The organism is Priestia sp. SB1, from assembly GCF_038898415.1.
This window is the reverse complement of sequence record NZ_JBBJSS010000017.1, coordinates 1-26,258: the sequence shown is the minus strand read 5'-3', so window position 1 is coordinate 26,258 and position 26,258 is coordinate 1. Positions and strand designations below refer to the sequence as shown.

General features: G+C 37.8%; 22 protein-coding genes and 3 tRNA genes. 2 read left to right on the top strand and 23 right to left on the bottom strand.

Annotation, left to right across the window (positions count from 1 at the left end; all coding sequences use genetic code 11):
* Positions 1 to 137 precede the first annotated feature (137 nt).
* From WKH56_RS33470 to mscL, 7 genes are all read right to left on the bottom strand, one after another.
* Positions 138 to 1,211, bottom strand: coding sequence for an ABC transporter substrate-binding protein (locus WKH56_RS33470; protein ID WP_028411892.1), 1,074 nt, complete (start codon positions 1,209 to 1,211; stop codon positions 138 to 140).
* Positions 1,208 to 2,014, bottom strand: a complete 807-nt coding sequence (locus WKH56_RS33465) for an ABC transporter permease (RefSeq protein WP_028411893.1) — start codon at positions 2,012 to 2,014, stop codon at positions 1,208 to 1,210. Before WKH56_RS33465 ends, WKH56_RS33470 begins: the two co-directional genes overlap by 4 nt.
* 1 nt (position 2,015) lies before the next feature.
* On the bottom strand, positions 2,016 to 2,816 hold the full coding sequence (locus tag WKH56_RS33460) for an ABC transporter permease (RefSeq protein ID WP_028411894.1): 801 nt from the start codon (positions 2,814 to 2,816) through the stop codon (positions 2,016 to 2,018).
* A complete protein-coding gene (locus tag WKH56_RS33455; protein WP_028411895.1) occupies positions 2,806 to 3,915 on the bottom strand; it encodes an ABC transporter ATP-binding protein in 1,110 nt (369 codons plus the stop codon). The genes WKH56_RS33460 and WKH56_RS33455 overlap by 11 nt, the downstream gene beginning before the upstream one ends.
* Positions 3,916 to 3,935: 20 nt before the next feature.
* The gene (locus WKH56_RS33450; protein ID WP_028411896.1) at positions 3,936 to 4,478 is read right to left on the bottom strand and encodes a helix-turn-helix domain-containing protein; all 543 of its coding nucleotides are present in this window, start codon (positions 4,476 to 4,478) and stop codon (positions 3,936 to 3,938) included.
* A gap of 195 nt (positions 4,479 to 4,673) precedes the next feature.
* Entirely contained in the window at positions 4,674 to 6,743 is a 2,070-nt protein-coding gene (locus WKH56_RS33445) for an LTA synthase family protein (RefSeq protein ID WP_221834011.1), read from the bottom strand.
* Between the two features lie 194 nt (positions 6,744 to 6,937).
* Positions 6,938 to 7,333 (bottom strand): large conductance mechanosensitive channel protein MscL, encoded by a 396-nt coding sequence (gene mscL, locus WKH56_RS33440; RefSeq protein WP_028411898.1) that lies wholly within the window; start codon positions 7,331 to 7,333, stop codon positions 6,938 to 6,940.
* A 277-nt stretch (positions 7,334 to 7,610) separates the two neighbouring features.
* On the opposite strand from mscL, the gene WKH56_RS33435 reads away from it, so the two are divergent.
* Positions 7,611 to 8,147 carry a L,D-transpeptidase gene (locus WKH56_RS33435; protein WP_063248159.1) on the top strand — a complete coding sequence of 179 codons (537 nt, stop codon included), beginning with the start codon at positions 7,611 to 7,613 and terminating at the stop codon, positions 8,145 to 8,147.
* A gap of 36 nt (positions 8,148 to 8,183) precedes the next feature.
* On the opposite strand, the gene WKH56_RS33430 is transcribed toward WKH56_RS33435, so the two are convergent.
* The 12 genes from WKH56_RS33430 to sigW all read right to left on the bottom strand — a co-directional run bounded on the left by WKH56_RS33430 (position 8,184) and on the right by sigW (position 24,532).
* Positions 8,184 to 8,669 carry a VOC family protein gene (locus WKH56_RS33430; protein ID WP_048022368.1) on the bottom strand — a complete coding sequence of 162 codons (486 nt, stop codon included), beginning with the start codon at positions 8,667 to 8,669 and terminating at the stop codon, positions 8,184 to 8,186.
* A gap of 89 nt (positions 8,670 to 8,758) precedes the next feature.
* On the bottom strand, positions 8,759 to 9,901 hold the full coding sequence (locus tag WKH56_RS33425; protein WP_168761587.1) for a mannitol-1-phosphate 5-dehydrogenase: 1,143 nt from the start codon (positions 9,899 to 9,901) through the stop codon (positions 8,759 to 8,761).
* 5 nt (positions 9,902 to 9,906) lie between these two features.
* Entirely contained in the window at positions 9,907 to 11,997 is a 2,091-nt protein-coding gene (locus WKH56_RS33420; protein WP_221834009.1) for a BglG family transcription antiterminator, read from the bottom strand.
* A gap of 60 nt (positions 11,998 to 12,057) precedes the next feature.
* The gene (locus tag WKH56_RS33415) at positions 12,058 to 13,950 is read right to left on the bottom strand and encodes a PTS mannitol transporter subunit IICBA (protein WP_048022379.1); all 1,893 of its coding nucleotides are present in this window, start codon (positions 13,948 to 13,950) and stop codon (positions 12,058 to 12,060) included.
* A gap of 160 nt (positions 13,951 to 14,110) precedes the next feature.
* The gene (locus WKH56_RS33410; protein WP_221834007.1) at positions 14,111 to 15,457 is read right to left on the bottom strand and encodes an SH3 domain-containing protein; all 1,347 of its coding nucleotides are present in this window, start codon (positions 15,455 to 15,457) and stop codon (positions 14,111 to 14,113) included.
* 143 nt (positions 15,458 to 15,600) lie between these two features.
* Positions 15,601 to 16,317: a YebC/PmpR family DNA-binding transcriptional regulator gene (locus WKH56_RS33405; RefSeq protein ID WP_221834000.1), complete on the bottom strand. Its 717-nt coding sequence runs from the start codon at positions 16,315 to 16,317 to the stop codon at positions 15,601 to 15,603.
* Between the two features lie 861 nt (positions 16,318 to 17,178).
* Positions 17,179 to 18,981 (bottom strand): glutamine--fructose-6-phosphate transaminase (isomerizing), encoded by a 1,803-nt coding sequence (gene glmS, locus WKH56_RS33400; protein ID WP_014461996.1) that lies wholly within the window; start codon positions 18,979 to 18,981, stop codon positions 17,179 to 17,181.
* A 430-nt stretch (positions 18,982 to 19,411) separates the two neighbouring features.
* Positions 19,412 to 20,758 carry a phosphoglucosamine mutase gene (gene glmM, locus WKH56_RS33395; protein ID WP_028411905.1) on the bottom strand — a complete coding sequence of 449 codons (1,347 nt, stop codon included), beginning with the start codon at positions 20,756 to 20,758 and terminating at the stop codon, positions 19,412 to 19,414.
* Between the two features lie 28 nt (positions 20,759 to 20,786).
* The gene (locus WKH56_RS33390; RefSeq protein ID WP_028411906.1) at positions 20,787 to 22,343 is read right to left on the bottom strand and encodes a CdaR family protein; all 1,557 of its coding nucleotides are present in this window, start codon (positions 22,341 to 22,343) and stop codon (positions 20,787 to 20,789) included.
* The gene (cdaA, locus tag WKH56_RS33385) at positions 22,336 to 23,157 is read right to left on the bottom strand and encodes a diadenylate cyclase CdaA (protein WP_013054971.1); all 822 of its coding nucleotides are present in this window, start codon (positions 23,155 to 23,157) and stop codon (positions 22,336 to 22,338) included. Before cdaA ends, WKH56_RS33390 begins: the two co-directional genes overlap by 8 nt.
* Positions 23,158 to 23,348: 191 nt before the next feature.
* Positions 23,349 to 23,954 carry an anti-sigma factor family protein gene (locus WKH56_RS33380; RefSeq protein ID WP_013081391.1) on the bottom strand — a complete coding sequence of 202 codons (606 nt, stop codon included), beginning with the start codon at positions 23,952 to 23,954 and terminating at the stop codon, positions 23,349 to 23,351.
* Positions 23,955 to 23,968: 14 nt separating this feature from the next.
* Positions 23,969 to 24,532 carry an RNA polymerase sigma factor SigW gene (sigW, locus tag WKH56_RS33375; protein ID WP_013054969.1) on the bottom strand — a complete coding sequence of 188 codons (564 nt, stop codon included), beginning with the start codon at positions 24,530 to 24,532 and terminating at the stop codon, positions 23,969 to 23,971.
* Positions 24,533 to 24,696: 164 nt separating this feature from the next.
* Here sigW and WKH56_RS33370 point away from each other — a divergent pair, with 164 nt between their 5' ends.
* Complete coding sequence (locus tag WKH56_RS33370; protein WP_013054968.1) at positions 24,697 to 24,858, top strand: aspartyl-phosphate phosphatase Spo0E family protein; 162 nt, start codon at positions 24,697 to 24,699, stop codon at positions 24,856 to 24,858.
* Positions 24,859 to 24,940: 82 nt separating this feature from the next.
* Here WKH56_RS33370 and rocF read toward each other — a convergent pair whose 3' ends face one another.
* From rocF to WKH56_RS33350, 4 genes are all read right to left on the bottom strand, one after another.
* On the bottom strand, positions 24,941 to 25,840 hold the full coding sequence (gene rocF / locus WKH56_RS33365; protein WP_048022388.1) for an arginase: 900 nt from the start codon (positions 25,838 to 25,840) through the stop codon (positions 24,941 to 24,943).
* A 163-nt stretch (positions 25,841 to 26,003) separates the two neighbouring features.
* Positions 26,004 to 26,079, bottom strand: a tRNA-Ala gene (locus WKH56_RS33360).
* Between the two features lie 22 nt (positions 26,080 to 26,101).
* A tRNA-Gly gene (locus WKH56_RS33355) sits at positions 26,102 to 26,176 on the bottom strand.
* Between the two features lie 9 nt (positions 26,177 to 26,185).
* Positions 26,186 to 26,258 (bottom strand) — tRNA-Lys (locus WKH56_RS33350).

Sequence of the window (26,258 nt, the reverse complement as noted above, 5' to 3'; positions counted from 1 at the left end):
CAAATAAAAAAGCTAATAACATAAAATAAATGTTATTAGCTTTACTCGTTTGTATTTTATCTTTCCTCTTGCTATCACGCAACTGAATTTACAAAAACAATAAAGAACTTGAGTATAAAGGCCTAACTAAGTACCTTTTATTTACGGTGCATTTTGAATTCTAAAAATAATTCATTGTAATAAGCAAGCATTCGTTTGCCTAAGTTATTATATACTTCAAGCTTATTGGTTAGTTCTTCATCCGGATAAAAACGTTCATCTTTCGCTACTTCTTTCGGCAAATAATCTAACGCTTTTTTATTAGGCGTAGAATACCCTACATATTCTGCATTTTGAGCAGCGTGTTTAGGATCTAGCATAAAATTCATGAATTTATGTGCACCTTCTACGTTTTTAGCCGTTTTTGGAATAACCATGTTATCGAACCATAAATTCGAACCTTCTTCTGGAACAACGTAATTCAGCTTATCGTTTTCACTCATAATTTCAGAAGCATCACCTGACCAAACAACGCCAACTGCCGCTTCTTCATTTGCTAGGAGCATCTTAATCTCGTCTCCTACAATGGCTTTTACGTTTGGTGTTAATGTATCAAGCTTTCTTTTTGCTTCTTGAAGATGAGCTTTATTCGTATCATTTAATGAATAATTTAAGCTATTTAGCCCCATTCCCATCACTTCTCTAGCGCCATCTGCAAGTAAAATTTGATTTTTTAGCTTAGGATCCCATAAATCATTCCAACTCTTTATCTTCTTACCATGAATCATATCAGAGTTATAAACAATACCCACAGTTCCCCAAAAATAAGGAATAGAGTACTTATTGCCAGGATCAAAAGATAGGTCTAAAAAACGCGGATTAATGTATTTTAAATTAGGCAGCTTCGAATGATCAATTGGCAATAGTAAATTTTCTTCACGCATCTTGCTAATCGCGTATTCAGAAGGAACAGCAATATCAAATGTCGTACCGCCTTGTTCAATTTTTGTCATCATTGCTTCATTCGAATCAAAGGTCTGATAAATGACTTTAATTCCGGTTTCTTTTTCAAACTGATTCACTAAATCAGGATCAATATAATCTCCCCAATTATAGACGGTCAGCGTATCTCCTCCAGAGTATCCTTCGGCATTGTTCAAATGATGAACCACATACATAAGAACGAAAGAAAGGATGACGATGAAGATAAACGGCTTTGCTAATTGCTTCATTTTCCAGTCGCCACCCCTTTCGCTTTATTGCTATATCGCTGACTGATAAAGTAATAACCAATTACAATCAGCACGGTAAACATGAAAATAAGAGTAGAAAGAGCATTGATTTTCAGCGAGACCCCTCTTCTTGCTAACGAGTAAATTTCTACTGAAAGCGTGGAAAAACCATTCCCGGTCACAAAGAACGTAACCGCAAAGTCATCCAAAGAGTAAGTTAAAGCCATAAAAAAGCCTGCAAAGATACCCGGACGAATAAATGGCAATACCACTTTCGAAAGTACTTCAAAGCGACTTGCTCCCAAATCACGGGCTGCATCGAGCAGTGTCGGACTCATTTCCTGCAGCTTAGGCAGAACCATGATGACCACAATCGGTACACTGAATGCAATATGCGCTAATAATACCGATATAAACCCGAGCTTTACACCGATAATGGTAAATAGAATTAAAAAAGATGCGCCAATAATAACATCTGGACTCACAATTAACACATTATTAAATGTTAACAGTGTATTTTGAACACGTCTGCGCTTCACGTATACGATAGCAAGTGCTCCTATCACGCCAATAATCGTTGAAATAACCGAAGACAATAGAGCAATAATTAAGGTATTCAAGACAATAATGAGCAAACGTGTGTCTTGAAACACTTCTTTGTACCAATCTAACGTAAACCCTTCAAACTCTCGCATGTTTCCTCCGCTGTTAAAAGAGTAATACATTAAATAAAAAATGGGCGCGTATAAAATGAAAAAGACAAAAAATAAATAAAGGTGGCTGAACTTCCACTTTCTCTTCATTTTACACACCTCTCTTTCCAGTGCCTGTTATGAGCATCATAACGGCCATCGCAATAATTAAAAAGACAGCAATTGTGGCTCCCATGCCCCAATCCTGCGTCACTAAAAAATGTTGTTCAATCGCCGTTCCCAGTGTAATGACGCGGTTTCCAGCAATTAAACGCGTAATCATAAAGAGTGACAGTGCTGGAATAAAAACAGCCTGACAACCTGATTTAACCCCTTCTAGCGTTAGCGGAAATACCACGCGCTTAAATGTCACCCATGAAGATGCCCCCAAGTCTCGCGAAGCGTAGATAAGCGAGGGATTAAGTTCTTCTAAAGAGTTAAAGATCGGCAAAATCATAAAGGGGATAAAAATATACACTGATACAAATACAAAACTAAAGTCAGTAAATAAAATTTGATGAGTACCAAATCCCAGAAATTCAGTAAATTTATTAACCGTACCGTACGTGCCGAATATGCCTAAAAAAGCATAAGCTTTTAATAATAGGTTAATCCACGTCGGTAAAATAATCAGTAGAAGCCAAAGCTGCTTATGCTTAAGCTTCGTTAGTAAATAAGCTGTTGGATAAGAAAAAACCAAGGAAAATAACGTAATTAAAAAGGCATACCAAAATGAGCTCAGCGTCATCTGTAAATAAACAGGGGTAAAAAATTTCTTATAGTTTTCAAGCGTCAGCTCATTATCAATGCTGAAAAAAGAATAATAGACAACTAATACAATGGGAGCAACTACAAAAAGCAAAATCCATAACACATACGGGACTAAATAAATATTTCTTGATTTAGTTTGCATGGTAATCCTCTTCATAACCTTCGAGTCGCTTATCGAATTCTTCTTCCGTTTCATTAAATCGCATAACGTGAATAGCTTCAGGTTCAAAATATAAACCAATTTCTTCGCCAACCGTTGCCTTTTTTGTAGAGTGGACGAGCCACTCATTCCCTGCATGGTCATAGCCTAAAATTTCATAATGGACTCCTCTAAACAGCTGTGAATCTACACGAACCTGCAGCTTTCCTTGATCGGAGCTTGTAATGGCTAAATCTTCAGGGCGAATCACAATTTCAACCTGCTCATTTCGGTTTAACCCTTGATCGACACATTCAAATTGCTGGCCGCCAAACTCCACTAAAAAGTCAGCAATCATTTTACCTGGTACAATATTTGATTCACCAATAAAATCGGCAACAAAACGATTAATTGGCTCATCATAAATATCTGTAGGTTCCCCGCTCTGCTGAATTCTTCCTTTATTCAAAACAAAGATTTCATCGGACATCGCAAGCGCTTCTTCTTGATCGTGCGTAACAAAAATGAACGTAATACCTAGACGGCGCTGTAATTCTCTTAACTCGTATTGCATTTCCGTACGCAATTTTAGATCAAGAGCTGAAAGCGGCTCGTCCAGCAGAATGACTTCGGGCTGATTTACAATTGCTCGTGCAATGGCTACGCGCTGTCTTTGACCGCCCGACATTTCCTTTATTTCTCTCTTTTCATATCCTTCTAGGTTAACAAAGCGAAGGGCTTCTTTAACTTTTATCCCAATATCAGCATTTTTCATCTTCTTGATTCGAAGACCAAATGCTACATTTTCAAATACATTCAAATGCGGGAAAAGCGCGTAGTCTTGAAAAACCGTATTAACCTGACGTTTGTTAGCCGGGACATCATTAATTCTTTTTCCATTAAAATAAATCGTTCCGCTCGAGGCCTCCGTAAAGCCTGCAATTAATCGTAAAATCGTTGTCTTTCCACATCCCGATGGACCTAAAAGGGTATAAAACTTCCCTTTTTCAATTTCAAAGCTTACATGATCCAATACAACTGAATCATTATCATATTGCTTGGTCACATTTTCAAATTGAATAATTGTATTCGTAGATGTCATTTCACTTCACCTCTTTTGTTCTATAAATAAGACTCTGTCGCCACGATAATTAACTCTGTTATTCCGTCATGAGCATTTAAAATCTGATGTTCTTCAGAAGCTTGAAAATAGATGGTTTCCCCTTGTTTAGCCTCATATATTCTGCCTCCAAGCTTCACCTTCACACACCCGCGCAAAATGTAGCCAAACGTTTCTGAAAGAGAAGGTTCAAATCTCTTAAATGCACCTTTTTCATGAAGAATAAGACGAATTGGCTCCATTTCCTTTTCATTTGATTCATGTACAAGCCACTGAATATGGTAACCTTTTTCATCTTCGCAATAACTCGTGTAGTCTTCCTCTTTATATACAACCTTTTGAACATGCGTATCAATTTCGAAGAATTCTTTCGGTTCGCACCCCAGCACTTCCAAAATACTAAAAAATGTTTCTAAAGACGGCGAACTTAAATCGCGCTCTAGCTGCGAAATATAGCCTTTGCTTAAATCAGTACGTTCTCCTAGCTCTTCTTGTGTTAAGCCTTTTTTTAATCGTAAATTCTTAATTTTCTTTCCTATTTCCATACTCTCGATCCTCAACTGTATTTAAAATTAGCAAACAGCATGAATAATTGTTCATGCTGTTCCAAACTCAAGTTTTGTTTTACTTAACTTAAAGTTTACTTTTAACCTTAAAATATTATACATGAATTATTTTTTAGTACAACCTTAAACACTTAAAAAATAAAAACTCCTTTTATTTAAAAGGAGTTTTTATTTTTATTTATACAACCTATGCGTTTCGTACTGTTTCCCGGATAATGTATCAAACTCAACTTCATGGTAATCTTGAAGGTCTTTTGCAGCTTTATTAGAGAGCGCTGCCGGATCATCCACTAGCTTTCCTTTTGAGTTTATATACATATTTGAACGAAAAGCCGGCACTTCTGTTTTCATTTGATTCAGCTGATCGTAGAACAGATTACTTTTGTAACCAAGAGATTGAACAAGCGTCGGAGCAATATAAATAGGACTCATCGTACCAAGATTTTTATCTATTTTTGTATCATAATTAGATAAAAATAAGAGCGGCGTCTCATAAAATTTTTGAGATGTTTGCTGCGTTTTCTCGTTTCCAAAACCCGTTTCTTTGTAAGCTTGAAGGTTTTGTCCAAGTGCTGGCAAATGATCTCCCCAAAATACTACAATGGTCGGCTCGTCCAACTTTTGAATTTCATCGTTCAATCGTTTTAAAGCAGCATCTGAACGTTTGATTCCTTCAGCATAAATTTCAATTTCCTTTTGCATTTCTGGTGATAACCCTTTACCGGTTACTTTAATTGTTTCCTGACCATTATACTTATCCGCAGAATAAGGGAGATGATTTGCAATCGTTACAGCATGCACAAATGCAGGCTTTTTCGACTGACGAAGCGTATCGAGTACTTCATCAACTACAGCTTCATCAGAAACAAATTCTTTGTTATCTTTTTGCGTATGCTTCATTTGATCAATAAACTTCACTTGATCAAATCCCAAATTTGGATACACATTTTGCCTCATATAAAGCATACCGCTGTTTGGATGCATAGCTGTTGTAGCATAGCCTTGTTTTTCTAAATAAGAAACAAAAGACGGATATTCTTTTTTACTCAATACATGCTGATAAGGAAGACCTCCAGGGTTAAAGAAAGACAAAGAGTAGCTCGTCAATGCTTCAAACTCTACATTAGCTGTCTCCCCGCCAAATGAAGGACTTAAAGACCACCCAGAAGGATATTTCTTTTGAAGTTCTCTTGTATTTTTCATTGGATCTTCAGAGAACGTCACGTTAAGCTTTGTTGGGTCCCAAAACGTTTCATTCATTACAAACACGACGTTTGGTTTGACTTCAGCCTTGCTTTCTTGTGTTTTCTCTTCCTTTGAATGAATGCGCTTTGCCACTTTGGCCATTACTTCCTGTGAGTAGTCATCCGGCTCTTGCAGCACATCTGTTTTAACATTTGAAATCATGCCAATAACCGGTCCATTATAGTAATAATTATTTTGCTGATTCCAAGGCATCAGCGCAGCATATTGATCATAATATTTTTGAGCAAACGAGTGTTCAAAGAATAAAAATGATTTCATTAAAAAGATAAGCGGCAGAATCATAATAATTCGAAGAAACCATCGAATTTTAATTTTCGGCAAGAAAAACCAAAGAGCAATCAGTACGACAATAGATCCAATAACTCCTATGACAATAGGAATTGAAATGGAATCTTTAATCATCGGAATAACTTCTTTTAACTGACTCGCCTGAATAAAATCGTTCGGGAACAATGGTTCATTTCGAAAGATTTTTTTATAATAGTTTACAAGAGCTAAAATGAAATACAGAACAAAGGTAATCCCAGCCCCTAAATAAGCTTCCCCTACTAGCATAATGATCGCTAGTGTTAACAGCGAAAGTAAAAATACCGTAAAAAGATAGCGTTCAGGGTATGCTTGCATCCACTCTATTGTTTTGCCTGGATTATGTATATCAATATGATAGATAACAAAAACCATAGCAGAAACGGCTGCTACCGCAATTGAAAACACAATTGCCGTAAAAATGGCGTACCACTGCGAACCTTGTATTCTCTCTATCTGATTAAATCGAAGCAGCAAATAGAAAGTGAGCGCCCATAAGACAAGTGAGCATCCCCCTATTAATACGACGAACCCAGCTGTATGGATTTGGGCCCAGTCAAACAATATCTTTGTGTCATTTGATATATTAAGCATAACAACACTGTATAAAAAAACGCTAAGCAGCCCATACGCCACCAGCATTGGCAAAGAACGATACAAATGTTTAAACATAACCTTAAGCCTCCTATTTACAATATCTTAACACTTTTAATATGATTTTAACATTCCTATCTCTCTCGCCTTCACGCCTAATTTTCTCAAAATCACATCAATAACATTTCCCGCGAAATTTCACAAAAAAAATCCCGCTTTTCTGATGAAAAGACGGGCCTCTTAGCCGTTTTATACGTATGTAAAAATTGCTGTTATGAACGCTCTTTCACTGCTTCTGCTTTTAGCAGATCACGAATTTCTGTTAAGATCTCTTCTTCTTTTGACAGAACAGCCACTTCTTCCTCTACTTTCTCTTCTTCTTTTCTCTTAAAACGATTAAAGAAACGAATAAATAAGAAAATCGAGAATGCAACAATTAAGAAATCAACAATTGTTTGAATAAAAGATCCATATAATACCGTAGCATCTCCAACCGTAAAGGATAAATCTTTAAAGTCTATCCCTGCTAACAACAAACCAATCAGCGGCATAATAATATCATTTACAAGAGACGTGACAATTTTTCCAAATGCAGCTCCAATAATAACACCGACAGCTAAATCTAATACATTTCCTCGCAAAGCAAACTCTTTAAATTCTTTAAGCATCTGTTTATTCCACCTCCTGCCCTTCATTTCAAACTTTCATGATAATACATCCTAAATTAAACAGACAAGGTGCATTTTCATTTTTCTCTTTTTCATGAGATATGTACCAGACCTTTAGTTGTATTTCTGCCCATATTTTCACTTTATATTCGCATGTAAAAACGCACTTTCAGTTTTCATTCAGGTAAGGTTCATGTTCAGTCCATTTTTCTTTTATACACTAATAGCATGTAATTCATCAAATATGTAATCGAACAATAGAGGAGATGGCTAGAACGTGAGAAAAATTCTACTGCGAGCAGCGGCTTTGTGTCTCGCAGCTATTATCAGTATTTCTTATACAGCAAGCACGGCGGACGCAAGTGAAAACACAGCAAGTAAAGATTTAATTATTATTAATAAAAAAACAAATCAGCTTGCTTATTTTCATAACGGAAAGTTAGAAAAGACGTATTCAGTAGCTACGGGAAAAACATGGAGCGATACGCCGGTAGGCTTTTTCAAGATTGTTAACAAAATTAAAAATCGCCCTTACTATACAGGGCACATTGCAGGAGGCGCTCCTAATAATCCTCTTGGCTCTCGCTGGCTAGGGCTTAATGCAAACGGAACAACCGGCGACACATACGGTATTCATGGGAATAACTCAGAAGCTAGCATTGGCAAATATGTAAGCCACGGCTGCGTACGGATGCACAATGCGGATGTGGAAGAACTATTCGATAAAGTAGCAGTAGGAACATCTGTAACTATTACGTATTCATCAAAAACCTTCGAAGAGCTGGCAAAGGTATATGGCTACGGACAGCTGTGAAAAATAAAAGCTTATCCAAAAAATGTGGATAAGCTTTTATTCTTCTTTATTCCCATACATGAGCTCCGTACTATGTGAATATAGCTCAATAATATTCCCAAACGGATCTTCGCAATAAATTAAGTAATAAGGTTTTCCAGGTCTTGTATTCCATACTTGGCTACGCTTTTTACCGCCTGATTGTTCGATTTTATCCGCTAATTTTTCCACGTCATCGACTATTAAACACATGTGAAAATAACTTTGATACTGCTCATCGCTGTCTTTTAATACAAGAGGCATTTGCGGCTTATTAAATTCAAACAGTTCAATGCCTACCTGGTTATCAGCTGTCATGTGAGCATTTTTCATTTTTTTAATATGAGACCCTAGTAAATCTTGAGTCATATTTTCAGCTTTTTCTTCCTCCGCATTAAACGTATAAGGACCGGCAATCAGCTTAAAACCTAAAACTTCCCCATACCACTGGACGGCTTCTTCTACATCAGGTACAGCTAATCCAACGTGAGTAATAGCTACCATTTTATCATCCTCCTATACACAAACATTCCCTTTCTACAAAAAGAAAAACAGCCCATTTAAAATGGACTGTTTACACGTATTAGAGTCATTTACGATTTTAAAGCATGATATTGAGCAATGATTTCTTTTGTTAAATTATTACTTGCCTCTAACCCACTGATCTCTTTTAACACATACTCAATACCATAATCATGAATATTCGCTTGAAGCTTTATAGCCTCTTTATCTTCTTGCGGGTCAAATAGAAGCGCAGCAGCGATGGCCTTCGCTAAGTGGGTATAAGAAAGGCCCGCTTTTTTTGCTTCTAGCGCTGGACGAATCAAACGATCCTGAGGTCCAAGCTTGCGAATTGGCGCTCTTCCTACCCGTTTAACTGAATCATTTAAATGAGGATTCTTAAAGCGCTCAATAATTTTTACGATGTAGGCTTCGTGTTCCTCTCTATCTAAGTCATATCTTTTAATTAGATAGTCTCCTGTTTCTCGTAGCGTTTGCTGTACTTGTTGGTAAATATCTGAATCTCTTAACGTTTGATCAATCGTTTCTTTTCCTTTTAAATAACCAAAATATGCAATCACCGCATGTCCTGTATTTACTGTAAATAGCTTTCTTTCAATAAAAGGAGCAAGGTCAGGCACAATCGTCATTCCTTCTACAAAAGGAATATTTTCAGGTGCCTCTACTACCCATTCATAATAGGATTCTACTAAAACATCAAGCGAACCTTGGTTGTGTTGAAGAGGTACGATACGATCTACAGCTGAATTGAAGAAAAAGACCTTATTTACCATATGAGCTTTTGTCTCTTCATCCAGCGCATCAAAAATATAGCCTTTTAATAAATCTGTCGCAGAGATTTGATTTTCACATGCAATAATATATACCTTTTCGTCGCTTGTTTTCACACGCTCAGCCAAACCTTTAGCAATTAAAGGAGCAATGCGAGGCAGAACGTTCGGTCCGATGGCTGTCGTAATGTACGTTGCTTCTTTAATCGCTTTAATGACTGCTTGTTCTTGCGTCAGATTATTTAAACCAGATACGTTTTGAACAGCTAATGTCTCTGGGTGCTCTGCGGCTGTTATTACGTTATACCCTTCATCTGTGTTTAACTGATTAATAATCTTTTCAGCAATATCTACGAATGTAACGTGATAGTTGCTTTGAGAAAATAATGCCCCAATAAATCCTCGCCCAATATTACCTGCTCCAAAATGAACTGCTTGTTTCACAAAAATCATTCCTTTATCAAATTATTTCGAAGGTACTCATGAAACGTATCCTCTAGCCTTGTGCGAATTATCTCTTCGTTCGAAGACGAAAAAACCATCATTGCTTCATGATCTTCAATTAAACTTGTACTAATTAAACTTAAGATTTCTTGCTGTACTTCACTTAACTCCTCAGGTGCTAGCATTAATAGAAGGTTACGCGCCTGCATGTTTGTTCCGTCCATACCTTTAACTGTGCAAGGCTGTTCTAAATGTGAAACTTGAAAAATCAGCTCTTTTACGTGATGTTCACGGCAATGGAACAGTGCCATACTCGTTTGCGGAATACCTAAACCGCCTTTGTTTTCTCGTTCCTTAAGCTGATCAATAACGCAGCTGGCATTGGTTATTAAACGTTCTTTTTCAGCTGCTTTTACTACGTGCGAAATCACTTGATCATGACTCACTGCATCCGAAAATCGATACATTCTAAGGTTTTGAAGAATTGATTCGATACTTCCATGCACATCTTTAATTTGCTTCATCGTTTCCTCAAAAGACGGTTTTTGTGTAGAGACGGTCTTATTTTTATATTGGAACGAACGATAGCCCTTATCTTTGGTTAACTTTTGAATGTTTTTCTGTAAAAAATTCTGAACGGACTGAATATCCTCTTCGGTTAAGAGTGGATTGACTAAAATGTAATCGACATTTAAAAAAGGAAGTCTTACTGTTGAAATCACTACGTCATACCCTTCAAGCGCCGCTTCTTTGATTTCTTTTACCGATTTAATGACAACTGAATTAATCTCCGGAATCTCTTTACGAATACGGCTAGCTAACATTTTCGAAGTGCCGATTCCAGTTGGACAGACAATCAGTGCCTGAATTTCCATGACTTCTTCTTTTAGCACTAGCGTTGAACCGAAATGCAAAACAAGATATGCCACTTCATCATCTGGAAAAACTAAATCCGGCAGCTCTTGATCGATACTGTTTCTCACAGCCATAAATAAAACAGGGTACTTTTTCTTAATCTCTTCCGTTAATGGATTAAAAAGCTCCATTTTTTGCTTAAGACGAAAAATTGCCGGTTCCATATGAGCAAGCAGCCCTTGGTAAAGGGAAAAGTCACCGGTCAAGTCGGTGTTAAGCTGAACAGAAACATGAGAAATCATATTCTTAATAATCTGCCCAACCACTACGCTGTCGTAATATACGTCTCTAGTAGTTTGGAACTTAGCTGCACGCAGCCGTACTGCTAAGAAATGAATATCTTTTTCCGTGAAAGAAAGAGAAAATACCCGTTCAATTTCGCGGCAAATATCCTTCATTAAGAACAGTTCACTCGCCAGCTCTTCCGTTTGGCCGCCGTCGTCTTCTAGATACATTTGCTTTTTCGTTCGCTGTATCATAATGCAAATATGAACAATGAGCCCTATATAATCGCTGTCAGCCAGCTTAGAATGATACTGATTAATCGCTTGATGTACAATTCGGTCTACTTCTGCTAAATAATTCGGATAAAAATAATGCAAAATCGTTTCATCCGTATGCTGGTGATTTTCTACTAGAAACAAACATTCAATTAACTCTTCATTAAAGTGGACAAGAAAATAATTGGCTAATGCGTTCCGTTTATTGGCTTCAGTAGCTTGAACCTCTACTCCGACCCCTCTCTTTCGATGAAGGAAAACGTCAAATGTGGTTAACCACTCTGTTAATTCATCTAGATAAGCAGTTAGTGTAGTAATACTTACTTCTAAGTCTTTAGCCAGCGTTTGTAATTTAAATGAATCTCCTTCTTCTAGAAGAAGAATTAAAAGAATTAATTTTCTTTCCTGTGGAGACTGATCCGTCGTTTTAATCTTCATCAGCTCTTGGATAAGACGAAAAATTTGTTCATTTTTACCTTCAATCATTAGTCCTTCATCTTGTGTACGAATCAGCTTTAAATCAAATTTTTCAAGTATTGATTCAATTGCCTTCAAATCTCGGTGAACGGTTCTTACACTTACATTCAAAAAAGTAGCAAGTGTAAGTGCTGTATGCTTTCCTGCCGTTTTAATAATTAACTCAATGATTGATTTTTCTCTTGAAGTAATAAACAAGAACATCAACTCTTTTCTTATTTATAAACAAAGGATAAAAAGGCATCTTCATGCCTTTCTATCCCGTTAGTTACTTTGAATAATAGCCATTAATTCTTTAGCTGATTTGGCATGAACCATCTTTTCAATATTGTTCATATCAGAACATGTAATCGCGATACCAGATAAAATTTCTAAATGGGTGCCGTCTTTTCCGGCAATTCCGAAAATCAAACGAACTTTCTCACCATCAAAATCAACGCCTTCTGGAACTTGAATTACTGTAAAACCTGATCTTAAAACGTTCTTTTTCGCTTCTTCCGTACCGTGCGGAATCGCTACGTCATTTCCCATATAAGTAGAAGTCATATTGTCTCGCTCAATCATCGCTTCAACATAGTTTTCTTCTACATATCCGCCTTTTACTAACACACTTCCTGCAAATCGAATTGCTTCTTCCTTAGAAGAAAAGTGCTGATTCAAGAAAACGTTTTCTTCTTTTAATAAACCATCATTACTATCTGTATAGTTTTCTGCAGATACGTTCTTTTCTTCTTCCGCCTTAGAAGTAGTATGATCATTTTTTAGTTGATCAATTAGTTTGTCATATTCCGGGCTAGATAGAAAGTTATCCACCGAGATATGATACGCATCTGGAACTTTGTTTTGAGCTCTTGGCGTTAGCTCTTCCTGTGTAATAACGATTTGAGCATCACTTGGAATATTACTGATAGCTGTATTTGTTACCGAAATATTTAAATCTGCTTGTTTAACTTTCTTGCGAAGAAGAGAGGCGCCCATTGCACTCGATCCCATACCTGCGTCACAGGCAAAAACAATTTTTTGAACGCTTGCTGGTACGTCGCCTTGCTGTTTTGTAAAGCTTCCTGCTACAGAGCTCTTCTTGCCCTTCATCTCTTGCATTTTGCGAGCTGCTTCGTCCAAATCTTCTGTTTGCTTGCCCGTTTTTAAAATTAACGAACCTACAATAAACGATACGATGGCTGCAACAAGAACACCTGAGATATTTGCAACATAGCTGCCTGCATTACCTGGTGTAGCAGCTAAAATAGCCAAAATACTTCCTGGTGAAGCAACGGCTTGTAAGCCTCCTCCTAAAAGAACAAATGTAAATACTCCGCTCATTCCTCCTAAAATAGCCGCAATGATTAGAAGAGGACGCATTAAAACGTAAGGGAAGTAAATTTCGTGAATTCCGCCAATAAAATGAATGATGGCCGCTCCCGGTGCTGACTGTTTTGCTGTTCCTTTTCCAAAGAAGCAATACGCTAACAGAATTCCTAATCCCGGACCAGGATTTGTTTCTAATAACAATAGAATGGACTGTCCGTTTGTTCGAATTTGTTCTGCGCCAATCGGAGATAAAATGCCGTGATTAATGGCATTGTTTAAAAATAAAATTTTAGCTGGTTCAATTAAAATACTTGTAAGAGGAAGAAGGCCATGTGCAACCATCCAATCTACACCCACTACAAGTGCACCTGTAAATCCGTCCACAGCTGGGCTAACTCCTAAAAAGGCTAGAATCGCTAGAATTCCTCCAAGAATACCTGCTGAGAAATTATTAATTAACATCTCAAATCCTGTTTTGACTTTACCTTCAATAAACTGGTCAAACTTCTTGATGATATAGCCGCCCAGCGGCCCCATAATCATAGCGCCTAGAAACATCGGAATATCAGATCCAACAATGACGCCCATGGTCGCGATAGCACCTACAACGCCTCCGCGCTGATCGTGTACAAGCTTTCCTCCTGTGTAGCCGATTAGCAGCGGAAGCAAATACTTGACCATTGGATCCACTAGTTTGGCAAGGCTTTCATTTGGAAAAAAGCCTGTTGGAATAAATAAAGCAGTAATAAGTCCCCATGCAATAAATGCTCCGATATTTGGCATAACCATTGAACTTAGAAAGTTCCCAAATTTTTGTACAGCTACTTTTATATTAGATTGAGCCATTTGCTCTCTTCCTTTCTCTACGTGGTGATACTTTAATCGTAAGAGATTAAACGCTTTCATTCAATGAATAGGAAAACTAACTTTGTCGTACCACAGACGGACAAAGCTTTTAATTACATAAAAAAGCAGCTGAATTACACGAATTCAGCTGCTTTCTAACTTAATATTTATCTAATTCACTTACAGGAGATTGAATAATAACTGGATTTTTCTCTGGATTTAACCATTTTAAAATAGAGACAACTTGTTCTTTAGAAGTGGCCGTACATCCTGCTGTATAATTTGTTCCTACATGAAAGAAGATTGCACTTCCCTTTCCTGGGGTTCTAGATTCATTATAATTAATGACAAACCCATAATCATAAGCCGGGATATCCATGTTCTCAGCGCTCGTCCAGCGGCCATTCGCTGGCTTTTGCTGCCACGTATTATACAGAGAGCTTTTTGAATCGTCTACCCACACATCATTTGATGTAATCTTTCGATATGGAAGCTTAGTTCCAGGATTTGCATAGCGTCCGAATGCTGTGCCAATTGTATATTTCCCTGTCGGAGACTCCATATCTCCTTCTTTTTTCGCTAAAGCGAATCCTTTTTGTCCAAGTACACCGTTCGCAGTTAAAACTTGCTTCCATTTTCCATCAACTTTTTCAAATGTTTGAATTTTAGCAGACTTCGTATCGTAGTTATCTGCTGTAACCAAGATGACTTGCTGAGCGTTGCCTAACGTTTTAAAAGAATCGACTACGAGCTTTGGAGACGCTGTAGCTGAAGCCTGTACATAGTCACTGCTTACATAGCCTGTGCGGCCGTTATAGTTAATTTTGTACCAGCTTCCGCTTTTGCTCACCACAGACAGCTTCTGGCCTTTTGTCACACTTCCTATAGATGCGTAGTTGGTGCCTGCTCCGCTTCTTACGTTCAGCGTGCTCGCCGTTACTGTGTACGTTGTGCTTTCTGCTGGTGGCATTGTTGGGGCCGTTGTTGTTCCCGATGCTTGTACATAATCGCTGCTTACGTAGCCCGTGCGGCCGTTGTAGTTAATTTTGTACCAGCTTCCGCTTTTGCTCATCACAGACAGCTTCTGGCCTTTTGCCACACTTCCTATAGATGCGTAGTTGGTGCCCGCTCCGCTTCTTACATTCAGCGTGCTTGCCGTTACTGTATACGTTGTGCTTTCTGCTGGTGGCGCTGTTGTTCCTGATGACTGTACATAATCGCTGCTTACATAGCCTGTGCGGCCGTTATAGTTAATTTTGTACCAGCTTCCGCTTTTGCTCACCACGGATAGTGTTTGATCTTTTACTACGCTGCCGATAATCCCGTAATTCGTTCCCGCTCCGCTTCTCACATTTAGCTTGCTTGCCGTTACTTTATATGTAACTGTTGCTGCATATGCCTTTTCTTGATTTCCCCCAATTGAGCCAAAGCCAGGCGTTACAGCCGTTGCAAGCGTAGCTGTTAACGCCATCCCCACCATTAATTTTTTCAACTGCTTTCCCTCCATTTATTCCTTATAAAATTCTACTATTTTCTATTCTTAATTCATTATCTTACCATATTCCAAACGAAGGGAAAGGGTCAATAGATGCTTTTCACACGGCCTATAAAAAAAGACAGACCTCTTTGATAGGTCTGCCTCTTTCACTATTATCCTAAATCAACGTTGTGATATACTTGCTGCACATCTTCTAAGTCCTCTAATGCATCAATCATTTTTTCAAACTGAGCTTGTGCACCTTCAGGAAGAGTTACATCATTTTGAGCAAGCATCGTTTGCTCAGCTACTGTAAATTCCGTAATACCAGCATCATTGAACGCTTTTTGTACCGCATGGAATTGATCCGGATCAGCATAAACAATTACAGAATCTTCTTCTTCTAAAATGTCACGCACGTCTACGTCTGCTTCCATTAACAGTTCTAGCGTCTCTTCTTCATCTTTACCTTCTACACCAATAACAGCTGTTGGATCAAACATATACGCTACTGATCCGCTTACTCCCATATTACCGCCGTTTTTACCAAAGGCAGCACGCACGTCTGAAGCTGTTCTGTTTACGTTATTCGTAAGAGCATCTACGATAACCATTGAGCCATTTGGTCCAAAACCTTCGTAACGAAGATTATCGTAATTTTCTTCTGAACCGCCCTTTGCTTTTTCAATGGCACGGTCAATAATTGCTTTTGGCACATTGTATGTTTTCGCGCGTTCTAATACAACTTTTAACGCTTGGTTTGATTCTGGATCTGGCTCACCTTGTTTTGCAGCCACATAAATCTCACGGCCAAACTTGGCATATATACGACTTGTATTAGCATCTTTTGACGCTTTCTTTTCTTTAATATTGTTCCACTTACGGCCCATATTGTTTCACTCTCTTTCAAAATTGAATCTAATAAAATAAATAGGCAATGATATATCCGTTTTTATTATACATCAATTCCCTCTTATCTTTCGAGTTTAATACCTAAAAAAGACAAGCAATCTTTTGGTATATTTCGTTAACTAAATAAATGAGAAAACCATTTGATAACAGGCTGAATGATTTTTGTATATACCTTTTTCAGCGGTTTGTATATACATCTCACCCAAATCCACCGTAGGGGATAGTAGATCATATGAATTATGATCCACTTAACTCCTTTCCAAAAACAGAAGAATATACGCTGACAAAATGAAACCACGGGAATAACAATTTCATTGTAAAATGGCAGCACAACATATTTCCATAGAAGATAACAAGGGTAACAAACCATGTATAAAACAGGGTATAAAACATACTTCCATATAAATCTAGTTATAGGCAAAAAACATCGTTTCCAAACGAAGAGAATAAAAGGATAGATGAGGACACTCCATAGCCAAGAAATAGGATAAACGAATAAAAAACGTATAATGTATCTCCAAATGAAATCAATGACAGGTTGAATAATTCTTGTTCCTATCCATATGAGGGGCTTAGCGATAAAATATATCCATATCTTACACAAAATTTGAAATACAAAATAAAAGGGAAAATACAAGACAAAAAAGATGCCTCGCAACACGTACTTTATACTTTGAGCTACTCCACTAATACTTTTCACTTCCTTTTTTATAAATAAGTTTCATTCATTTACCTACTCTATTATATAAAATAAATGAAGCAAGCAAATATATTTTTTAGCTCAATGAGAATTATATACAAAAACACCCTTCTATAATAGAAGGGTGTCTAGAACCTTATTATTCTACAGTAACTGATTTTGCTAAGTTACGTGGTTTATCTACATCGCAATCGCGGTGCAATGCAGCGTAGTAAGAGATTAATTGTAAAGGAATAACCGCTGCTAGTGGTGAAAGTGTTTCGTGAACTTTCGGAATCACGTAGCGATCTTCTTCTGTTTCTAATCCTTTCATTGAAATGATACAAGGATTAGCTCCACGTGCTACTACTTCTTTTACGTTACCACGGATGCTTAAGTTTACATGTTCTTGTGTTGCTAATGCAATAATTGGCGTATTGTTTTCAATTAAAGCGATTGTTCCGTGCTTAAGCTCTCCTCCAGCAAATCCTTCTGCTTGAATGTAAGAGATTTCTTTTAGTTTTAACGCGCCTTCTAAACCTACATAATAATCAACAGAACGTCCAATAAAGAATGCGTTGCGAGTTGTTGCTAAGAATTGAAGAGCAATGCTTTCCATTTCTTCTTTGTCGTCGCAAAGTACTTCCATTGTGTTTGCTACGATTGCTAACTCTTGAACTAAATCAAATTCTAATTCAATGCCGCGTGTTTTTGCTGTTACAGCCGCTAGAATTGATAGGACTGCTAATTGAGCTGTATAAGCCTTTGTTGATGCTACAGCAATTTCCGGACCTGCATGAAGTAATAACGTATAATCAGATTCACGAGATAATGTTGATCCCGGAACGTTTGTGATTGTTAACGCTTTGTAACCTAGTTCTTTAATTTGAACTAATACTGCACGGCTGTCAGCTGTTTCTCCACTTTGAGAAATAAAGATAAACAGTGGCTTTTCAGATAAAAGCGGCATGTTGTAAGAGAATTCACTTGCTACGTGCACTTCTACCGGAACCTTCGCCCACGTTTCAATGAATTGTTTACCTACTAGGCCTGCATGATAGCTTGTTCCACATGCTACGATATAGATGCGGTCTGCTTCATCCATTGCTCCTAAAATGTCTGCATCAATGTGCAGTTCATTGTTTTCATTTTGATACTCTTGAATGATTTTACGAACAACTAAAGGCTGCTCATCAATTTCTTTTAACATATAGTGAGGGTACGTACCTTTTTCAATATCACTTGCATCAAGCTCTGCTGTGTAAGGTGCTCTTTCTACCACTTCACCATCAAGCGTTTTAATTGTTACGCCTTCTTTTGTAACAATTACTGTTTCTTTATCCATTAATTCTACGTACTGATCTGTTACTTGAAGCATTGCCATAGCATCGCTTGCTACAACGTTAAATCCTTCGCCAACACCTACAAGAAGCGGGCTTTTGTTTTTAGCTACGTAGATTGTATTTTTATCTTCGTTATCAACAAGAGCTAGTGCATAAGAACCGTGAAGCAAGCTTACTGTCTTGCGGAACGCTTCTTCTACATCTAAGCCTTCTGCTGCGATTTTTTCAATTAACTGAACGATTACTTCTGTATCCGTTTCGCTTTTGAACGTTACATCTTGTAAATATTCACGTTTTAAAATAGCGTAGTTTTCAATTACACCATTATGCACAAGCGTGAAGCGTCCAGATGTACTTTGATGCGGGTGAGCATTTTCTTGGCTTGGTACACCATGAGTTGCCCAACGCGTATGACCGATACCTGCTGGTGCTACAACACTGTTATCTACTGCCTGACGCAATTCTGCAATACGACCTTTTTCTTTGAATACGTGTACGCCTTCATTGTTAACAACTGCAATACCTGCTGAGTCATAGCCACGATATTCTAACTTTTCAAGACCACGTAATAAAATTTCTTTCGAATCTTCTGTTCCAATATATCCTACAATTCCGCACATAGATAAAATCCTCCTTCATGTATGAAAAGAGAGTCTCTTTTCATCATCAATGATTATCATCTCAATGCTTTTGTCCAATAAGTCACCTCATTGTTTTTCACATCAAGTTTTCGGCCGTGATAATCAACAACCGGGAGGCATCCGCCGATACTTCGATAAACCTCCTCCTCGTCAACTAAGTCGTTTCCGTCCCTTTACTTAGTTCAGGCGCTTTGTATTCACTTTTAAAATAGATTGTTCACTCCTTTACATAAATTAAGAGACGAACAGATTTAATATTACAATAAGAAGTGAGAAAACGTCAATTATCTTCTTTACTATCTGTAAAAACAGCCTTTAGCATCAGATAATTTCCAAGAATTTTTCTCAACAATATAAAAATATGCATAAGCAGCTCGAAACGTCACCGCTTATGCATATAATTAATGAATTACTCTAAGCCCATTTCTTCTTTTACTACTTCTACGATACGCGTTACATAAGTTTCACACTCTTCTTGTGTTTGTGCTTCAACCATAACACGTACTAACGGCTCTGTTCCTGAAGGGCGTACAAGTACTCGGCCATTACCGTTCATTTCTTTTTCCACTTCTTCAATAACCACTTTTACCTTCTCATTATCTGTAACATGATGCTTATCCGTTACTTTTACATTTACAAGAAGCTGAGGATACTTCTTCATTTCAGCTGCTAATTCTGATAAAGGCTTTTTCGTTGCTTGCATAATGTTTACAAGCTGAATAGCTGAAAGCATACCGTCACCTGTTGTGTTGTAATCTAAGAAAATAATATGACCTGACTGTTCTCCACCTAGGTTATATTGATTAGCTTTCATTTCTTCTACTACATAACGGTCGCCTACACCAGTTTGTGCACTTTCAATTCCGCTAGCTTCTAGTGCTTTATAGAAGCCTAAGTTACTCATAACGGTAGAAACAAGCGTATTTTTCTTTAAACGTCCTTGTTCATATAAGTACTTTGCACAAATGAACATGATTTGATCACCGTCTACAATCTCGCCTTTTTCATCGATTGCGATTAAACGATCTCCGTCTCCATCAAATGCTAACCCAACATCCGCTCCTTTTTCTTTTAAGAAGGCACTTAATGCTTCCGGATGTGTAGATCCTACACCGTCATTGATGTTTAATCCGTTTGGTGATGCCCCCATTGTAGAGATATCCGCATCTAAATCTGCAAATAAATGTGCTGCTAACGATGACGTTGCTCCGTGCGCACAGTCTAATGCAACATGAATACCTGAGAAGTCTTCATCAACCGTTTGTTTTAAGTATTGAAGATATTTTTGTCCACCTTCGAAGTAGTCATTTACCTGACCTAAATCTCCCCCAACAGGTCTTGGTAATTGATCTGTTTCACTATCCATTAACGCTTCAATTTCATTCTCTTGTGCATCTGACAGTTTAAATCCATCTGGACCAAAGAATTTAATTCCGTTATCTTGAACTGGGTTATGTGAAGCAGAGATCATGACTCCTGCTTGTGCGCCAAGTGCTTTTGTTAAATACGCTACCCCTGGAGTTGAAATAACGCCTAATCGCATAACTTCTGCACCAATTGAAAGCAAGCCTGCAACAAGCGCTCCTTCTAACATATGACCAGAAACGCGTGTATCGCGTCCGATTAATACCTTTGGTCGCTCTGCATCTTTTGTTAGAACGTAACCACCTAAGCGTCCAATTTTAAAAGCAAGCTCAGGAGTTAATTCACTATTGGCAACTCCTCGTACTCCGTCTGTTCCAAAATACTTACCCATTAATTTTCTCTCCTTCATGTCAAAACATTTAGTTTCCTGATGTATTATCTGTCTGTCCATCTACGGGTGTAGAATTTTCATCACTTTGATTACTACTATCGTCACCAGTTTCTGTATTATCTGTTGGTGTATCTGTATTGTCTTCAGGTGTATCAGTCTCTTCGCTTGGTTTATCAGTTGAATCACCTGAATTTCCCGTCCCAGGATTTGTTCCTGATCCTGATCCAGTTCCCGTGTCTGGCTTTGTTTCTTTATCGCTCGTGCTTCCACTTGTTTCTTTATCCGTTTGCTCATCATTTGTCCCTGATTGTTTTTTCGCTGTTACACGAACTTTTGCCTGTTTAGTCGATAGTGTTGATGTAACAGAGTCAGGACTATTTATTATAATAGGAACCGTGTGCTCCCCAGCAGATAAATTCCCTACATTCGCTGACAAGCTAATGCCACTTTTCGTTAACTTATCTAAATCAGATTTTGGTCCTTTTACATCCGCATCTACTGAAGTAGGAGAAAGCAGTTCATACGTGTACTTTGAGGATTGACCAGTTAAAGAAACCGGCAAATTCTTAAATGACTTAGTCTCAGCTGCACTTGCGTCCGTTTCTTCTGCGTCTTTCTCATCACCTTGTTTGTCTACTTCCACATGAACGGTAATTTGTTTAGGACTTACACTATCTATTCCGTCTGGAACAGGGACATTCACCTTAATATCTTTAGATTTCGTAATACCGGTAACATCGACTGGAATATTATCAATTTTATCGATTTTTTCTAAAGAATCAGATGGACCGATAATTTTCACGGTATCTGTTTTAGGCTCTAGCTTCGTAATGTTGACACCGTCGCCTGGCGTGCCTTCTTGAATCACATCGATCGGCACTTTTTTACTAATATTTTTCACCGGGATTGTTACATTGACCGTTTCTGGTTGAACTGTTACATTCAATTTATTTAAATTCTTGTCTAATGCGACAACAGTTGCTTGTTTCGTCACTGTTTTTGAAGCATTATCTAAATCAATAATAGCTTTTACATAAGCAACTTGGTCTAATTGACTTGATGCGCCCGTTACCGTGACGGCTCTTGGGCTAACGGTTGCTTCCCCTGCTTCATACCCATTTTTGACCTTATTTTTATCATAGCTTGCCTCTACTGAAAACTGTTTTGAATCGCGTTCTTCAATTGTTACATTTACAATATCAGGCTTAACCACTACGTTTAAATTATCAGAGATATTTCGATACTGAACCTTGACTCTATGCTGCCCTAAGCTTAAATTATCAAGGTCAATATAAGCTTGATAATCTTTTTGTAGCTTTGTTTGAGCCAAAATATTTTTAGGACCTTCCAGTGTCATAATGACCGTATCCGGAACACCTCTTACAATTCTGTTCTTCTCATTGTAGGATACTTGAACCGGAACATCTGTTAATGTTTCTACTCCAGTGTTGGCAGAACTGCTTCGGTTCAGAATTTTATTTGATGAACTGGCACCATCATCTAAATTAACAGATAAATATAACATGAAGGCTAACAGCAACGCGATAATTTTCATAACCCACGATCGATTCATCAATTTATCCATTCTTCTTCAACCTCCATTGCCAACGAGTGGAAGAAGTTGCTTTAGAAGTTGTGACTAATTCTTTTTCTAGCATTTCTCTTAATGTATCAATGGTCAATTCACGATACAATTCACCGTTTTTGGTAACGGAAATGCCTCCAGTTTCTTCAGATACAATGACAGTCACACTATCTGTTACTTCACTTATTCCTACAGCAGCACGATGGCGAGTACCTAATTCTTTTGAAATAAAAGGACTTTCAGATAAAGGTAAGTAACATGCTGCAGCGGCTACTTGATCCCGCTGTAAAATAACCGCTCCATCATGAAGTGGTGTATTCGGTATAAATAAGTTGATTAATAATTCAGAAGAAATATTAGAGTTGAGCGGTATACCTGTTTCAATATAATCACCCATACCCGTCTCTCTTTCAATTGAGATCAATGCACCTATGCGTCTTTTAGCCATATAATGCGTTGCTTTTATAATCGCCTCAATCGTAACGGTACGTTCATCTTCTTCAGGCAAATTACTGCGTGAAAACAAACGTCCTCTCCCAAGCTGTTCAAGCGCTCGGCGCAGCTCTGGCTGGAAGATAATAATAATAGCTAAAAATCCATACGTTAACGCTTGGTCCATTAACCATTGCAACGTATTTAGTCCAAGGAAGTTACTTATAAAGCGGACAACTAAAATTACCGTGATTCCTTTTAAAAGCTGTACTGCTTTTGTACCTCTTATGACCATAATTAATTTATATATGACGAACCATACCAGGAGAACATCAACAATTTTTCCTAAATATGAGAGGATTGGCAGGTCTCCAATAGGCATCTTCTCACTTCCTCTATATATGTAATAAAGATAACATAACCGTTTTATTATACCATAAAACAAAATTACACTGTAAATTACATCTTATTTTTAAATCCTTGTTCCTATATAATGTAGCCTTCTTTTTATATAAATAAAACCGTCCACTGTTCCTCTCTAACAAGATAAGCGGACGGTTTTATGTTTAACTATTAAAAGTCAACAGCTTGCTTGGCATGAGTTTTGACGTTATACCATACCCAGTCAAAAATCTTGTCTAACTCTTCAATATTGCCTGTCACTTCTCCTGCAGAAGCTAGATACTTATCACCATGTATAACAGTAACGTTTCCATCTACTTTTCCTTCAATTTTAATATCGCCATTTCTCACAGTAATATCACCTTTGACGGTCTCACCTTTTGGTACAACGACTGTTTTATCGTGAATGACCAGGTTCGGCTGCTTTGAAACAGAAAAGTCTTCATCCGTTTCCCAAGCTGAAAACACCGTGCCGGACATTAACAGCACAAATACAGCAGCTGCACTAAGAATCGGATGGTTTGTAAACCATCTATTCATTCGAATTCGATTCTTCTCACGTGGTAACCCGGCCATAACACCTGCTGTAAAGTTCATAGGTAATTCTATATGAGAAGTGCTTTGCACAAATGCAATCGTTCTTTTTAACTGATGCATATGCTGCTGACAACCTTTGCATTGGTGCAAATGCTCTTTTAATAACAGTTCATTTTCTTTTGTAATATCTCCATCTAAATGCTCATGAATGAGGTTTACATACATTTTTGGACATTTCATTCTTAGTTCACTCCTTACAAGTGGCGAAGTCGATTTCTTAAAGCTTCACGTCCTCTGTGAATTCTAGTCTTTACCGTACCAAGAGGCAGGTCTAAAATATCGCTGATTTCTTTTAACGACAGCTCATCTATATATTTTAGGACAATGACAGTTCGATATTTCTCAGGTAGCTTTAATATTTCCGACTGAATGAATTCTTGCAATTCTACTTGCTCTAGCTCTTCCTCTGGTAAGGCCTGATCGGCAGCTATTTGAGAGTACATATTTAACCCGTCGGTCCCGGCTACTTCTGCATCTAAATAATAGTCTGGCTTTTTTTTACGAATTCGATCAATACAAAGATTTGTAGCAATTCGATATAGCCAGGTGGAAAACTTTTTACTCGTGTCATAGCTATGAATATTTACATAGGCTCGAATAAACGCTTCTTGTGCAGCGTCTTGCGCTTCTTCCCGGTTTCCTAGCATTCGATAACATAGATGAAAAAGTTTATCCTTGTGATATTCTACTATGTCAGCAAACGCATCCTGGTCACCTTTTTTTACTTTTTTTATTTTTCTTTTTAATAATAAATCCATGTAACGGTTACCTCCGCCCATTGCGGGATAGTATATATACGTGTACTTTATCATAAAGTTTCACTTATGCTTAATTATTTTAACAAAAATTTGTCAAATACGTTTAAAAAGATCGTACGTAGGTTATGTAATTAGTATAGATGAAAAGAAGAGGAGTGGAAAGCTTGACTCATACAAAAGAAAACCTTTTGAATCAAATTGAAGAATGTAGAAATAACATGGTCACTCTTGCAGCAGAAAATCCTTTATCCTCACTAACAGTGGTGAGAGTAAGCTCAGAGCTAGATGGTCTATTAAATGAATATGAAAAGTTTTTCTCTATATAAAGAAGCTCTAGAATCTGAACTAAGAGCTTCTTTTTTTTATCTTCACATATGTTTCATGTACCTTTTGGTAGGCAATAATGTTTTATACTAATTTTTCTCCTAAAAGTGAGCCCATTAATGCAACAGCTACGGTAGCTGTTTTATTCCGCTCATCTAAAATAGGATTCACTTCCACAAACTCGGCAGAAGTGATTAGCTGAGATTCTGCCAACATCTCCATAGCTAAATGACTTTCTCTGTAGCTTATTCCACCGATAACTGGCGTTCCTACTCCAGGTGCATCATGTGGATCCAGTCCATCTAAATCGAGTGATAGATGAACGCCATCTGTTTTATCACGCAAATATAAAATTGTTTCTTCCATTACTTTTGTCATACCCATTCGATCTATCTCATGCATCGTATACACTTTAATTCCTTTTTCCTTTATTAGCTCTTTTTCTCCTTCATCTAAAGAACGGGCTCCGATAATCACAATATTCTCGGGCTTGACTTTAGGGGCATAGCCACCAATTCGAGTCAATGCTTCGTCTCCTATACCTATACTTGCCGCCAATGGCATACCGTGAATATTTCCGGAAGGAGACGTATCTGCTGTATTTAAATCTCCGTGTGCATCATACCAAATTACGCCTAAATTTTTATAATGACGACTTACTCCTGCTAGTGTTCCGATAGCGATGCTGTGATCTCCCCCTAGCACTAAAGGAAACCTTTTATTTGCAATAACATCACTTACGGTCTGAGCAAGTCTTTCGCTAGCATCCGCTACAGCTTTTAAATTCTTTAAGTTTGTATTTTCATCACTATGTACTCGTTCAGCTAAGGCAATTTCAATATTCCCTTTATCTTCTACACTATATCCAATATTCTCGATGCGTTCCATAACACCTGCATATCGTATCGCACTTGGCCCCATATCGACCCCTCGGCGAGTTTGACCTAAATCCATTGGTACTCCAATAATTGAAAGCTTATTCATAATATTTCCCCCCATCACAAATGTTGCTACTCTCTTATTGTAACGGCTAAATGAGCGATGGCTCAACTCGACACTTTTTTGAATATATATACAATTCTAATTTGTAGAAACTACACAAAAAAACCTTTAAGCAAATTGCTTAAAGGTTGTACGTTTATATGTATGGTGGAGCCTAGCGGGATCGAACCGCTGACCTCCTGCGTGCAAGGCAGGCGCTCTCCCAGCTGAGCTAAGGCCCCAATATGTTTTTTTATATAGAAATGGAGCGGAAGACGAGGTTCGAACTCGCGACCCCCACCTTGGCAAGGTGGTGTTCTACCACTGAACTACTTCCGCTTATTAAAATGAGCCATGAAGGACTCGAACCTTCGACCCTCTGATTAAAAGTCAGATGCTCTACCAACTGAGCTAATGGCTC